We start from the raw sequence: 13,596 nt of genomic DNA, 5'->3' as shown, positions 1-13,596 counted from the left end.
GGTGCGGGCCGTCGTCGTGCGGGGGTTCAGCCCAGGACGGCGGACAGCTCGGCCACCTGGGTCACCAGTTCGGCGGCGAGCGACTCCGCGTCGGCCCGCGGCACCACGTCCGTGCGGTACCGCAGCAGCCCGCCGAGGTCCGGGTGCGGGCGCAGCTCCAGGTGCAGCTCGGGCACCCAGGTCACGGGAGCGACCCGGATCTGCTCGCCGTACAGGTCCGCCGTGATGTCCACCCTGGACGGCGGCACCTCCTCCAGGACGAAGTACGCCTGGAGCAGGGGGTGGCGGGGGAATCCCGCGGGCACCTCGGGCAACTGGAGGTCGATCGAGAGCAGCGGCGCGCTCATCGCCTCGCGCAGCTGCCCGGCGGCCTGCCGCACCAGTTCCCGGGGTTCGGCGGCCGCGGCCAGGCGCAGCGCGAGCATGCTGGCGTAACAGCCGATGGACTGGGCGGAGTCGGGTGCGAAGCGGCCGGAGACCGGGGTGCAGACCGCCAGGTCGGCGGCGCCCGTGTGCGCGCCGAGCACCCGGGCGAAGGCGGCCAGGAACACGGCGCTCGCGGTGCCGTCCACGGCCGCCGCGGCCCGCCCGGCGTCGGCCATCAGCTCCTTGGTGAGTTTGAGGTCCACCTCGGCCGCCGGTCCGTAGCGGGGCACGTCGGATGCGTCGGGGAACCTGATCCAGTCCACCCCTTCGGCCCGCGACCGCCAGCTGGCGAGCGCGGCCGGGCGCCGCTGTGCCTGGTCGTTCAACTGCGTGCGGTAGGTGGTGAAGAAGGACGCGGCGGGTCCCTCGAAGGCCGGGCGCCCGGCGCCGATCGCCCGGTAGGCGTCGAACAGCTCCCGCCAGAACAGCTGGGTCGACCAGGCGTCGAAGGCGATGTGGTGCCCGACCACGGCCAGCAGCCACTCCCCCTCCGCGGCCCTGAGCAGCCGGGCCCGCAGGGGGCCGGCGCCGCGCAGCGGGAAGGGCGCGGTGAGCCAGTCGCGCGCCCGCCGCTCGGCGACCGCGCGCGGCGCCGGGGCGCCGCGGTCCACCTGGAGGACGCCGGTGGCCTCGGCCGGCGCCAGGATCTCGGCCTCCAGACCGCCGGCGCCCGCGCGGAACCGGGCGCGCAGGACGTCGTGCCGGGTGACGACGGCGTCGACCGCGGCTCGCAGCGCCGCCGTGTCCAGTGCGCCGCGGAGCACGAACAGCGTCGGCATGATGCTCTCGTGGAGATCGGGCTCGTACTCCGCCATCCGCCAGAACTTCTCCAGCGAGAAGAGCGCGCCACCGTCGGGGCCTGTGCCCGGCTGCGCCGCCCGGGCGGCCCGCTCGCGCTGCGCGGGAGCCGGCCCGTGTGCGTGCGGCTCCCGCTCGCCTAGGCGTTCGAGCAGCGCGCTCACGGTCCGCGTCTGCAGGATGTCCAGCTCCGAGACGGGGTGGCCGAGAAGCCGCCCGAGCCTGGTCGCCAGGCGGATCGCGGTCATCGAGGTCGCGCCGTGGTCGAACAGGTCGTCGTGCGGCCCGACTTCGTAGCCGAGCAGTTCCCCCGCCACGGCAAGGGCCGGGCCCAGCTCGCCGTCCGGGCCGCCGTCCGGCCCGCCTGCCGGCTCCGGGCTCTCGCCCTCCTCGCCGGACGGTTGCGCCGGCCGTCCGGCGGCGGCCCGCGCGCGGGTTGGGACCAGGGCGCTCAGGGCCCCGTGGTCGACCTTGCCGTTGGACAGCTTCGGGAGCCGTTCCACGATCGCGATCCGTTCCGGCACACACGCCGCGGGCAGTTCCCGCGTCACGGCCCCGGTGACCAGTTCCCGCGCCGGCAGCGGTCCGCCCTCGCTGCTCGCCACCGCCGCGAGCCCTGTCGTACGGCCCGACGCGTCCGTCAGCGCCACGACCGCCGCACGCCTGACTCCGGGCACCCCTTCGATGACCGTCTCGATCTCCGCGGGCTCGATCCGTACTCCCCGGAGCTTGATCTGCCGGTCGCGGCGTCCGGCGAAGACCAGCCGGCCGTCCTCGTCCCACCGTCCCAGGTCACCGGTGACGTACACGCGACGCGGCGCGCCGTCCAGGTCGAGGACGGGAAAGCGCCGTTCGGTCTCCCCCGGGTCGCCGAGGTAGCCGATGGCCAGTCCCTCGCCACCGATCACGATCTCCCCGACGGCTCCGTCCGGCACGGGCTTTCGGTCCTCGTCCAGCAGCCAGAGGTCGGTCCCGCGCACCGGCCTGCCGATGGGGACCTCCGCGTCGGCGTCCACCGCGTCGAGCGGGTGCGTCGTGGTGAAGGTGGTGTTCTCGGAGGGTCCGTACGCATGCAGCAGCCGGACTCCGCGATGGCGGCGGCGGCAGGCCGCCAGATGGCGGACCGAGTGCCGCTCACCGCCGGTGAGGAGCAGGTCGAGGCCGCTCAGGCAGTCGATGTCGTCGTCGACGAGCGCGTTGAACAGGACGGTGTTGAGGAAGATCGCGTCGACGCCCTGGGCGATCGCCGCCCGCACCCGGGCCCCGGTGGGGCGCTCGCCGCCGGACAGCACACAGGTGCCTCCGCGCACCAGCGGCACCCACAGTTCCCAGGCGAGGGCGTCCCACGCGGGTGAGGCCATCTGGTACGTCGTCATACGGCCCGGCACCACACAGGACTCGTCCTCCGCCAGCCGGAGCAGTCCGCGGTGCGAGGCGGTCACGCCCTTGGGCGCACCGGAACTCCCCGAGGTGAAGAAGACGCACAGCGCGTCGTCGCCGCCGGAGGCGGCCCCCGTCGCTCCGGCGGCCGCGGACGCGGCCGCGCCCTCGGCCCCGCTCGCGGCACCGCTCACCGGTCCCGCCACGACCGAGGCGAGGTCGATCGTGCGGACCCCCGGCACCGGGTCCTCGGCAGCGGCGCTCACGCAGAGGCGGACCCCGTCGAGGCCCGCGATGCGCTCGTAGCGGCCGCGCGGCCAGTCCGGCGGAACGATCGTGTACGCGGCGCCGCACTGCATGACGCCCAGCAGCAGCCGCACCGTGTCGGGTACGCAGTCCGCCCGGACGACGACGACGTCCCCGCGGCCCACGCCGAGACCGGCCAGGACGGCCGCGCCGCGCCGGGCTCCCTCGACCAGTCCGCCGTAGGAGGTGTCCACACCGTTCCAGCGCAGGGCGGGCGCGTCGGGCGTGCGTCGGGCGTGTGCCGCGACGCGCGCGTGCACCAGCTCGTCCCGGGGCTGATCGCCCCACTCCGTGCGCGGCACGCTGGACGCGAACGGTTTCTGCCTCTCCATGGTGGCCTCCCCTTGGCAACACTCCCGGCGCCGGTCGGTCCGCATCCTCAGCCACCGCTCTCAAGGCGTCGTCGAATCGAATCCGGCTGGACCGGCTCTCGAAGCCGGGTGCGCAGGATCGGCGGTCGAGCGGCGGCCGAGCGCCGCTCGACCCCACCGTCTGGAGGAGCATCGTGGAACTTGGTCTCTCCGGCCGGGTCGTCCTGGTCACCGGGGCCACCCGGGGCATCGGCCTGGCCGTGGCGCGCGCCTTCGCCGCCGAGGGCTGCCGGGTGGCGCTGACCTACCGCAGCGCCAAGGACGTCGCCGACCGTCTGGTCGCCGAACTGGGCGGGGACGAAAGGGCCTTGGCCGTCCGCTACGCGCTGGACGAGCCCGGCTCGCCCGGGCAGGCGGTCGACGAGGTGACCCGGCGCTGGGGCGGCGTGGACGTCCTGGTGGCCAACGCCTATCAGCGTGGTCCGCGCCGCGCGCCCGGGGTCCGGTTCGAGGAGGTGCCCGCCCAGGAGTGGGGGGCCACGCTGACGGACAACCTCGCGGGCACGGTCCGTACCGCTCAGGCCGTCCTCGGCGGCATGCGGGCGCGGGGCTGGGGCCGCATCGTGCTGGTCTCCTCGCACATCGCCACGCACGGCCGGGGCGGCCAGGAGGTCTACGGCGCCGCGAAGGCGGCCCTGCACGGGCTGGCCCGCAACCTCGCCTGGGAGGCCGGCGCGGACGGTGTCCTCGTCAATGCCGTGGCGCCGGGGCTCACGCTCACCGAAGGAGTACGGGAGGCGCTGCCGGCCGCGCTGCGCGAGGAGGAGCGCGGGCGCACCCCCACCGCGCGGCTGTCCGAGCCGGCCGCCGTCGCGCACGCGGCCGTCTTCCTGGCCTCGGCCGCGAACACCAACATCAGCGGCCAGGTACTGCATGTGGACGGCGGCCGCTGAGCGCCGTGCCCCGGGGACCCCGGGACCGTTGGACTCGACTCACCGGGAGAGGGCGTTGAAAGTACAGGACATCTACATCGACTCCGTGGGCACCTACGTGCCGGAGACCGTCAGCTCCGCCCGGGCGGTGGCGGACGGCCGTTACGACGCGGCCGCGTACGAGGAGACGGGGCTGACCGGAGTCGCGGTCTCGCCCGGTCTCGCCGGCCCGGACATGGCGGTGCTCGCCGCCGAACAGGCCTTCGCGCGCGCCACCCGGACCCGCGCCGACGTGGACGCGGTGTTCCACGTCTCCTGCTTCCACGAGGGGCCGGACGCCTGGTGCGCGCAGAACTACGTGCAGCTGCGGACGGTCGGCGAGGCGGTCGGGCACAGCGTCCCGGCCTTCGAGGTGCGCCAGGGCTGCAACGGCATGTTCGACGCGCTCGAGCTGGCCGTCTGCTATCTGCGGGCGGACGAGCGGCGGGACACCGCGCTCGTCACCATCGGCGACAACATGGAGTCGCCCCTGCTCGACCGCTGGCGGTCCGCGCCGTTCCAGCTCATCGGCGACGCCGGCGCCTCGGCGATCCTGTCCAAGGCCGGCGGCTTCGCCCGGCTGCGGTCGGTGGGCACCCACCTCGTCCAGGAGCTGGAGTCCCTGCACCGGGGCGCCGAGCCGATCTTCCCGCCGCCCGCCACCACCCGGGCGCCCCTGGACCTGGGCGCCCGCTCCGCGGACTTCTTCCGGTCGCGGACCTACGAGGAGTTCAACCGGTTCAGCCTCGACGGGCTGCACGCCCTCACCGACCGGCTGACCGAGGAGGCCGGGGTCAAGCTCCAGGACATCGCCCGGGTGTCGTACATGAGCGCGTCCCGGGACTTCACCGAGCAGCGGCTGATGATGCCGCTCGGGCTGCCGATGGAGAAGTCCTGCTGGGAGTACGCCAAAGGCGTCGGCCATCTCGCCGCCTCCGACCACCTGGCCGCTCTGGACCATCTGCTGGGCGCGGGCGAACTGGTGCCCGGCGACCTGATGCTCATGATCGGCCTGGCGTCCGGACTGTCCGTCAGCGGTGCCGTGGTCGAGATCCTCGCCACCGCGCCCTGGCTCTGCTGACCGGCCGAGGGGGAGAGATCATGCGCGTGCTGTTCGCCACCTGGGCCGCTCCCGGCCACTTCTTTCCGATGGTCCCGCTCGCCTGGGCCCTCAAGGCGGCGGGCGACGAGGTGCGGTTCGCCGTGCCGCCGTCCTGCCGGAGCACCGTCCTGGGCGCGGGGATGTCCGTCGTCCCGATCGGGCCCGACGCCCCGCCGCGGCGCAAGGGCCCGGTCGCCAACATGAGGTCCTGGGGCAGTGAGCGCCCCTGGCCGGACGGCTGGACCGCGCGGCCCGAGCTGCTCGACGAGTGGCAGACCACCGTGCTCGACTACACGGCGGGCAAGCAGGTGGCCGCCGCCGCGACGATGACCGACGACCTGGTGTCCTTCGCCCGCTGGTGGCGGCCCGACCTGGTGGTCTGCGACACGCTGTGCTTCGCGGGCCCGGTCGCCGCCGCCGCGGTCGGCGTGCCCCTGCTCGCCCAGAGCTGGGAGGTGGGCTCGCTCCTGCGCACCGAGCGCGCGGGGCGGCGCGGCGACTGGCTGCCGGGGTACGCCGAGTTGTTCGAGCGGTACGGGGCCGAGCCCCGCGCCTGCTCGGACCATCTGCTCGACACCAGCCCGCCGAGCCTGCGGATCCCGGAGTCGTTCGCGGTGCGGCGCACCTCCATGCGGTACCTGCCCTTCAACGGGGCGGCCGCCGCGCCCGCCTGGCTCGCCGAGCCGCGCCGACGCCCCCGGGTGTGCGTGACCAGCGGCATCGCGCTCGACCGGTACGACGCCACGACCGCGGCCCGGGTGACCGCCGAGTTCGCCGAGTCGGTGGCCGGCCTCGGTGTCGAGCTGGTGATCGCCGCGGGCGCCGGCCAGGGCGAGGCGGTCGCCGCGTCGGCGCCCGGGGTCCGGGTCCGGGTCGCCGAGGCGGTCCCCTTCCATCTGCTGCTGCCGACCTGCGACGCGGTGATCCATCACGGCGGCGCGGGCACGGCCATGACCGCCGTCGCCGCCGGGGTGCCCCAGTTGATCCTGCCGCAGTCCCCGCCCTACGCGGAGATCGCGCACCGGGTGCGGCGCGCCGGAGCCGGTGTCGTCCTCGACGCCGACAGCGGGCCCGCTCGGGTGCGGGCCGCGCTCGGGGAGCTGCTGGGCGACGACCGCTTCCCCAAGGCCCTCGCCGCGATCCGCACCGAGATGAACGCGATGCCCACACCCCACGAGGTCGTGCCCGCGCTGAGGGCACTGGCCCAGGAAGGACAGCCGTGCCCTACGACAATGTCGTGACGTCGCTGGAGCAGTTCCACAGCTGGTTCGCCGCCCGCGCCGGGGCCACCGACTACCGGGTCAAGGAGGTGCCGCTGCACAGCCTGGCGGGCTGGCACAGCGACCCGGACACCGGGAACCTGGTCCACCGCACCGGGCGTTTCTACTCGATCGAGGGGCTCCGCGCGACCGTTCGGGACGGCGGCGGTGAGCGGAGCTGGGCGCAGCCCGTCATCGTGCAGCCGGAGATCGGCATCCTGGGCATCCTGGTCCGCACGTTCGACGGGGTGCCGCACTGTCTGATGCAGGCGAAGATGGAGCCCGGGAACGTCAACTCCCTGCAACTGTCGCCGACCGTCCAGGCGACCCACAGCAACTACACCCGGGTGCACCGGGGCAGCGCGGTGCCCTATCTGGAGTACTTCACCGACCCGCGGCGGGGCCGCCCGCTGGCCGACTCCCTGCAGTCGGAGCAGGGTTCGTGGTTCCTGGGCAAGCGCAACCGCAACGTCATCGTCGAGACCACCGAGGACGTGCCCCTCCGCGACGGCTTCTGCTGGCTGACCGTGCGGCAGCTGGGCGAGCTGCTGCGCCTCGACAACCTGGTCAACATGGACGCCCGGTGCGTCCTGGCCGCGCTGCCCTCGCCCGCGGCGGACGACGCCACGGTGGCGGAGGACTCCTTCGCGGGGGCGCTGGCCCGCTCGGCGGCCGCCCCCGGGGACGCCACCGCGCTGCTGAGCCGGTTCACCGCGCTCAAGTCGCGGCGCTCGCTGGTGCGCCGCCGCATCCCGCTGAACCAGGTGGCCGGCTGGCACCGCACCACGGACCGGATCGCACACGAGGAGGGCCGGTACTTCTGCGTCATCGGCGTCGACGTGGAGGCCGCCGACCGTGAGGTGCCCCGCTGGTCCCAGCCGCTGCTGGCCCCGGCGAGCCGTGGCGTGATCGCCCTGCTGACGCGGCGGACCGACGGCGTCCTGCGGCTGCTGCTGCGCGCGCGCACCGAGGCCGGCACCTTCGACACGGTGGAGTTCGGACCGACCGTGCAGTGCGCCCCGCGCAACTACCCCTCGGACCCGCCGGGCCGCCCCCCGTTCCTCGACGAGGTGCTGCGGGCGCCGTCCGACCGCGTCCGGTTCGACGCCGTGCACTCCGAGGAGGGCGGCCGCTTCCACCATGCGCAGAACCGCTACCTCGTCGTCGAGGCCGCCGACGACTTCCCCGAGGACGTACCCGACGGCTACCTGTGGGCGACCGTCGGCGAGACCCTGGAGCTGCTGCGTCACGCGCACTACCTGAATGTGGAGGCCCGCTGTCTCCTGGCCTGCCTGCGGTCGCTGGGATCACGGTGAGGGGACAGGTCGTGGTCCTGGGCGGCACCGGTTTCCTGGGCCGTCACATCTGCCGGGCGCTGACAGCCGGGTCCTGGGACGTGCTCTGCGTGGCGCACCGCCGCGCCGGCCCGGACGTGCGGCGCACCGTCACGCTCGACCTCAGCGGGTCATACGGCGACGGGCTCACCGCGCTGCTGCAACGGGAGCGGCCGGTGGCCGTCGTGAACGCGGCGGGCGCCGTCTGGGGCGCCACGGACGAGCAGTTGACCGAGCTGAACGCTTCCCTGGTGGACCGGCTGATCGAGGTGCTGGCCGCGCTGCCGCTGCCGCCGCGGCTGGTGCAGATCGGCTCGCTGCACGAGCGTTCGCTGCCCGAGCCCGGACATCCGGAGCCCGCCGCGCTGTACGCCCTGACCAAGGCGCGGGCCACCCGGGCGGTGCGGGCGGCGGCCGAGGCCGGCCTGGTCGAGGGGGTGGTGCTGCGTGTCTCCAACGCCCTGGGGGCGGGGGCTCCGGCCGGCAGCCTGCTCGGCGGGGTCACGGAACGGCTGGCCGCCGCGGCGCGCCGGGGCGAGACGTGTGCGCTGGAGCTGCCGCCGCTCACCGCGCACCGCGACTTCGTCGACGTACGCGATGTGGCCGACGCCGTGGTGCGGGCCGCCGCCCGCGCTCCGGCCGGGGGGCGGGTCATCGACGTGGGCCGCGGCGAGTCGGTCGGCGTGCGCCGGCTGGTCGACGAACTGATCGAGGTGAGCGGGGTTCGGGCCGAGGTCACGGACCGCTCACCGGGTACCCGGGCCGCGGCCGTCCGGGGCCGCGACGTCGGGGATCAGCGGGCGGACATCCGTGCTGCCCGTGAACTGCTCGGCTGGCGGCCGCGGTTCACCCCGCACGACGCGCTCGTCTCGATGTGGCGGGCAGCCCTCGGGCGAGCGCCTCGGCACGGCGTCGAAGCAGTCTCGACAGCACCGGTCCATGGTGGAGGCCTCCGGTCCGAAGCCGCCCCGTTCCCAGGAAGACTCCAGGAAGAGACGTTGCATGAGTGAGGGAAAGAAACAGATCCTCGACCTGGTGCGCAAGTACCACCAGGAGAACGTCCGGCACGAGTTCGTTCCGGGCGTCACCCCCGTCTTCCCGTCGGGCGCGACGCTGGACGACGACGACCGGGTGGCACTTGTCGAAGCGGCCCTGGACATGCGTATCGCGGCCGGCGTCAGCTCACGCAGGTTCGAGCGCGAGTTCGCCCGGTTCTTCGGTCTGCGCAAGGCGCACATGACCAACTCCGGCTCCTCGGCCAATCTGCTGGCACTGGGTTCGCTGCTGTCGCCGCAGCTCGGCGACCGGCGGCTGCGCCCCGGGGACGAGGTGATCACCGTCGCGGCGGGCTTCCCCACGACGGTCAACCCCATCCTGCAGAACGGCCTGGTCCCGGTCTTCGTGGACGTGGAGCTCGGCACGTACAACACGACTGCGGAGCGGATCGCCGAGGCGATCACACCGAAGACCCGGGCGATCATGATCGCCCATGCGCTGGGCAACCCCTTCCAGGCCGAAGAGGTCGCCCAACTGGCCGCCGAACACGGCATGTTCCTGATCGAGGACAACTGCGACGCGGTGGGATCGCTGTACCGGGGCAGGCCCACCGGCTCCTTCGGCGACTTGGCGACGGCCAGTTTCTACCCGGCGCACCACATCACCACCGGTGAGGGAGGCTGTGTCGTCACCCGCAACCTGACGCTGGCCCGGATCGTGGAGCAGCTGCGCGACTGGGGCCGGGACTGCTGGTGCGAGCCGGGCGAGGACAACACCTGTTTCAAGCGGTTCGACTACCAGCTGGGCGATCTGCCCCACGGCTACGACCACAAGTACATCTTCTCCCACGTCGGGTACAACCTGAAGTCGACGGATCTGCAGGCCGCGCTCGGGCTGAGCCAGTTGCAGAAGATCGCCCGGTTCGGCGAGCTGCGCAGGCGCAACTGGCAGCGCCTGCGGGACGGGCTGTGCGACGTGCCGGGCCTGCTGCTGCCCCGGGCGACCCCGGACAGCGATCCGAGCTGGTTCGGCTTCGTCATCACCGTGCGGCCCGACGCACCCTTCACCCGGCAGCAGCTGGGGAACTTCCTGGAGTCCAGGAAGATCGGCACCCGCCGCTTCTTCGGCGGAAACCTCACCCGGCATCCCGCCTATCTCGACCAGCCGCACCGCGTCGTGGGCGACCTCGCCAACTCCGACGTCATCACGGAGCACACCTTCTGGATCGGCGTCTATCCGTCGCTCACCCTCGAAATGATCGACTACGTGGCGGCCTCCATCAGGGAGTTCGCCGCAGCGGCCTGACCCGCGCGCCACGCAGCCGGGGCCCGTCCCGAAAGGGACGGACCCCGGCTGCGGTGCTGTACGGACGGCGGCGCCGGCGGTCAGCTCGGCACGGCGGGGGCCGGCCCGTAGGAGGGCAGGTCCCCGGCCTCCAAGCGCCCGGTCCGGGCTAGGCGTTCGAGGGGCTCGACGAGATCGGCCGGCGCGGGCTGCGCCGCGATGACCTCGCGCAGCCGGCCGGCCGCCGCCCGGTGCTCCGCCCCGGTCAGCACGGCGACCGCGGCACGGGCCGCCACCGCCGGGTCCTCGCGCAGCGCGCAGAGCGCGACGGCCGCGCCCGTGGCCGCGATCCGGCGGCTCACCACGCCCTGCTCGTCCGTGAAGGAGAGCGCGAGCTGCGGCACCCCGGCCGCGGCGGCGGTCATCAGGGCGTTGGCGCTGCCGTGGTGGACGACCGCGTCGCACACGCCCAGCAGCAGACTCAGCGGGAAGCTGCTCAGCACCCGCACCCCGGGCGGGAGTTCACCCAGCTGCTCGGCCTGGCGGGGGGTGCTGGTGAGCAGCACCTGGGCGCCCTGGTCCAGCACCGCGTCGATCGCGGCGCGCAGCAGCGGGATCTCGGTGGCCTCGGCGGCGGCCGACTCCCCCACCAGCACGCACACCCGCGGCCGGTCTCGGCCCCGGGGCAGCCAGCCGGGCAGCCCGCCGGGACCGTTGTAGGGGACGTAGCGGACCGGCATCCGCAGCGCCTGGCCCATGGGGACCACGACGCTGTCGGGCGAGGGGTCGATGACGTAGTCGACGTGGCCGGTGTGCCAGCGCGGCCTGCCGTACCGGGGGAAGGAGCCGGAGGGATCGCCGTCACCCAGGTCGATGCCCGGCTCGGTCTCGGCTGTGCCGGACAGGCCCGGCGGGTGGTACACGGACGGGCAGCCGGTCAGCTGGGCGACCAGTGCGCCCTCCGGGGCGGTCAGATCGTGCACCACCAGGTCGGGCCGCCACCGGCGGCCGAAGGCGACGGCCCCGTCGTAGCTGCGGCGGATCGCCTCGTGCGCCCCCGCCTGGAACTTCGGGGCCTCGGCGGCCACGTCGAACTCGTCCAGCGAGCGCACCGGCTGCCCCGTGTACGGGTGCAGCGGCAGCCCCGGGCGGCTGCCGGCCACGGTCTCCAGATAGCGGAACATCCGTCCCATCGTCGTCAGCTCGATGGCCTCCAGGACGGGCGCCGCGACCAGCCCCGCCCGGCCGACGTAGGCGGCCTGGGTGGGCGGGCAGGCGACCCGCACCTCGTGCCCTGCGGCCTGCAGAGCCCAGCCCAGCGGCACCATGCAGTAGTAGTGCCCGCGCCAGTCCGAGGCGGTGAACAGCACCCGCACGGCCCTCACCTCCCCGCCGGGGCGAGCCGGCCGGTGCGGGCCAGCTCGACGAGCGGTGCGACGAGCCGGGACGGCGCGGGCCGGGCGGCGAGCTCGGCGGCGATCCGCCGGGCGCGGTGCCGGTAGCGGTCCTCGCCCAGGACGGCGGCGACGCCGTCCCGGATCTGCTGCGGCGTGGAGGTCAGCGCCGACAGGGCGAGGACCGCGCCGCCCCGGGAGATCCGCTCCCGGTAGACGGGCCCATCGATGCTGAGGGTCAGGCACAGCTGCGGCACGCCCGCCGTGAAGGCGTTCATGACCGTGCCCGCGCCGCCGTGGTGGATCACCGCGTCACAGCCCGCGAGCAGCAGATCGACCGGGAAATCCGTCAGAACCCTTACTCCCGGCGGAAGTTCGCCCAGGGCCTGGACCTGTTGCGGGCCGGCGGTCAGCACCACCTCGGCCCCCGTGGCCGAGGCCGCCTCCAGCGCGTGGCGCAGGGCGGGGACGTGCGGCCCGTACATCGCGGTCGCCGAGTAGCCCCACAGCACGCAGACGCGCCGGCCGGACGACGGCTCCAGCAGCCAGTCGGGGACGGAGCGGACCCCGTTGTACGGCACCGGGCGGACGGGAATCCGCTGCGCGGCGCCGTGCGGCGGCAGCGAGGAGTCGGGCGAGGGGTCGATGACGTACTCGATCTGGTCGCGGCTCCAGGGCTTCGCACCGTGCCGGGCGAACGACCCCGTCGGGTCCTCCAGCCCCGTTTCGAGGACCGGCTCGGTCTCGGCCGCGCCGAACAGCCCCGCCGAGTGGTACAGCGCCGGCACCCCGGCGAGGCGGGCGACCAGTGCGCCCTCGGGCGCCATCAGGTCGTAGCAGACGAGGTCCGGGCGCCAGGCCCGGCCGAACTCCACCGCCGCGTCGTGGCTGCGCTCGAGGGCGCGCCCGGCCTCCTGCCAGAACCGCGCCGTCTCGGCCGCGACGTCGAACTCCGCGAGGTCGGCCACCGGTTCGCAGGTCGCGGGGTGCAGCGGCGGCCCGGGCAGCGAACCGGTGCCGTCGACCGCCTCCTGGTAGCGGATCAACCGGGTGCAGTACGTCATGTCGGGGCCGTCCAGGACGGGCACCGGGACGAGTCCCGCGTCGGCGAGCGCCCTCTCCTGAGCGGGCGGGCAGGCGACCCGCACCTCGTGCCCGGCGGCCTGAAGGGCCCAGCCCAGGGGCACCATGCAGTAGTAGTGCCCGCCCCAGTCGGACACGGTGAACAGCACTCTCATCCAGGCCTCCCGCTCGTCGGTATCCGGCGGGCAGCCTTGTGCCGAGGGTTGGAACGCACGTAGAAGACCCTTCGAGGCGGCCGGGGCACGCAGACGGTCCGGGCTTGCCGCGCGCTATAACGCGGCTCGAAGAGGCGCTCCTAGGTTCACCGCCATGACAGAGTCGTTGGACACCAAAGTCGCGGTGGTCACGGGTGCCGAGACCGACATCGGCGCGGCCGTGGCCGCGGAACTCGCCGGCCGGGGCGCGGCCGTGGCCGTGCAGTACTTCAGCTCCTTCTCCCGGGCGAAAGAGGTGGTCCGCGGGATCGAGAGCGCCGGCGGGCAGGCGGTCGCCATCAAGGCCGACCTGCGCGACCCGGCCCAGAGCGATCTGCTGTGCAAGAAGGCGGGCGGCGCGTTCGGCGACGTCGACATCATGGTGGTGACCGGACCCGGCCGCCCCGTGGAGCCGGTGCAGTCCACGGCCGACCCCGCGGTGGCCCTCGCCGACGCGGTACGGGCCCAGCTGCTCACCTGCCTCACCCCCGCCTACGCCCCACTGCCCGACATGGTCGGCCGGGGCGCGGGTTCGCTGGTCTACATCTGCGACCCGGCGCTGCCCGGCCGGGCGGCGGCCGACCCCGCGCGGGCCATCACCGACGCGGCCGTGCGCGCCGCCCTGGAGCAACTGGAGGTGGAGTTCGGGCCGTTCGGCATCCGGACGCACACCCTGCCGGCCGAGTCGCCGCAGCGCGTCGGACACAGCGTCGCCCTGCTGGTGTCCGACGACGCGTCGGTGACCACGAGGAGCTGAG

At 74.2% G+C, this 13,596-nt stretch carries 10 protein-coding genes; 7 read left to right on the top strand and 3 right to left on the bottom strand.

Annotated elements, in window-relative coordinates:
* Window positions 1-26: 26 nt before the first annotated feature.
* Window positions 27-3,242 carry an AMP-binding protein gene (locus tag Sri02f_RS18130; RefSeq protein ID WP_159106727.1) on the bottom strand — a complete coding sequence of 1,072 codons (3,216 nt, stop codon included), beginning with the start codon at window positions 3,240-3,242 and terminating at the stop codon, window positions 27-29.
* Window positions 3,243-3,415: 173 nt separating this feature from the next.
* On the opposite strand from Sri02f_RS18130, the gene Sri02f_RS18125 reads away from it, so the two are divergent.
* Genes Sri02f_RS18125 through rfbH form a run of 6 tightly spaced genes read left to right on the top strand, consistent with a single transcriptional unit; the run spans window position 3,416 to window position 10,188 of the window.
* Complete coding sequence (locus Sri02f_RS18125; protein ID WP_109002349.1) at window positions 3,416-4,174, top strand: SDR family NAD(P)-dependent oxidoreductase; 759 nt, start codon at window positions 3,416-3,418, stop codon at window positions 4,172-4,174.
* Between the two features lie 55 nt (window positions 4,175-4,229).
* Window positions 4,230-5,273, top strand: a complete 1,044-nt coding sequence (locus tag Sri02f_RS18120) for a ketoacyl-ACP synthase III family protein (protein WP_159106726.1) — start codon at window positions 4,230-4,232, stop codon at window positions 5,271-5,273.
* Window positions 5,274-5,293: 20 nt separating this feature from the next.
* Window positions 5,294-6,535, top strand: coding sequence for a nucleotide disphospho-sugar-binding domain-containing protein (locus Sri02f_RS18115; RefSeq protein WP_109002347.1), 1,242 nt, complete (start codon window positions 5,294-5,296; stop codon window positions 6,533-6,535).
* Complete coding sequence (locus tag Sri02f_RS18110) at window positions 6,514-7,869, top strand: NDP-hexose 2,3-dehydratase family protein (protein WP_109002346.1); 1,356 nt, start codon at window positions 6,514-6,516, stop codon at window positions 7,867-7,869. The genes Sri02f_RS18115 and Sri02f_RS18110 overlap by 22 nt, the downstream gene beginning before the upstream one ends.
* Window positions 7,866-8,897 (top strand): NAD-dependent epimerase/dehydratase family protein, encoded by a 1,032-nt coding sequence (locus tag Sri02f_RS18105; protein WP_159106725.1) that lies wholly within the window; start codon window positions 7,866-7,868, stop codon window positions 8,895-8,897. Before Sri02f_RS18110 ends, Sri02f_RS18105 begins: the two co-directional genes overlap by 4 nt.
* Window positions 8,890-10,188 (top strand): lipopolysaccharide biosynthesis protein RfbH, encoded by a 1,299-nt coding sequence (gene rfbH, locus Sri02f_RS18100; RefSeq protein ID WP_109002344.1) that lies wholly within the window; start codon window positions 8,890-8,892, stop codon window positions 10,186-10,188. Before Sri02f_RS18105 ends, rfbH begins: the two co-directional genes overlap by 8 nt.
* A gap of 80 nt (window positions 10,189-10,268) precedes the next feature.
* On the opposite strand, the gene Sri02f_RS18095 is transcribed toward rfbH, so the two are convergent.
* On the bottom strand, window positions 10,269-11,543 hold the full coding sequence (locus Sri02f_RS18095; protein WP_109002343.1) for a nucleotide disphospho-sugar-binding domain-containing protein: 1,275 nt from the start codon (window positions 11,541-11,543) through the stop codon (window positions 10,269-10,271).
* A 5-nt stretch (window positions 11,544-11,548) separates the two neighbouring features.
* On the bottom strand, window positions 11,549-12,799 hold the full coding sequence (locus tag Sri02f_RS18090) for a nucleotide disphospho-sugar-binding domain-containing protein (protein WP_159106724.1): 1,251 nt from the start codon (window positions 12,797-12,799) through the stop codon (window positions 11,549-11,551).
* Between the two features lie 154 nt (window positions 12,800-12,953).
* Between Sri02f_RS18090 and Sri02f_RS18085 the strand changes: the two genes are divergently transcribed.
* Complete coding sequence (locus Sri02f_RS18085) at window positions 12,954-13,595, top strand: SDR family NAD(P)-dependent oxidoreductase (protein WP_109002341.1); 642 nt, start codon at window positions 12,954-12,956, stop codon at window positions 13,593-13,595.
* Window position 13,596 lies beyond the last annotated feature (1 nt).

Source organism: Streptomyces rishiriensis, assembly GCF_003112535.1.
Lineage (GTDB): Bacteria > Actinomycetota > Actinomycetes > Streptomycetales > Streptomycetaceae > Streptomyces > Streptomyces rishiriensis.
This window is presented reverse-complemented; position numbering and strand designations above follow the sequence as displayed.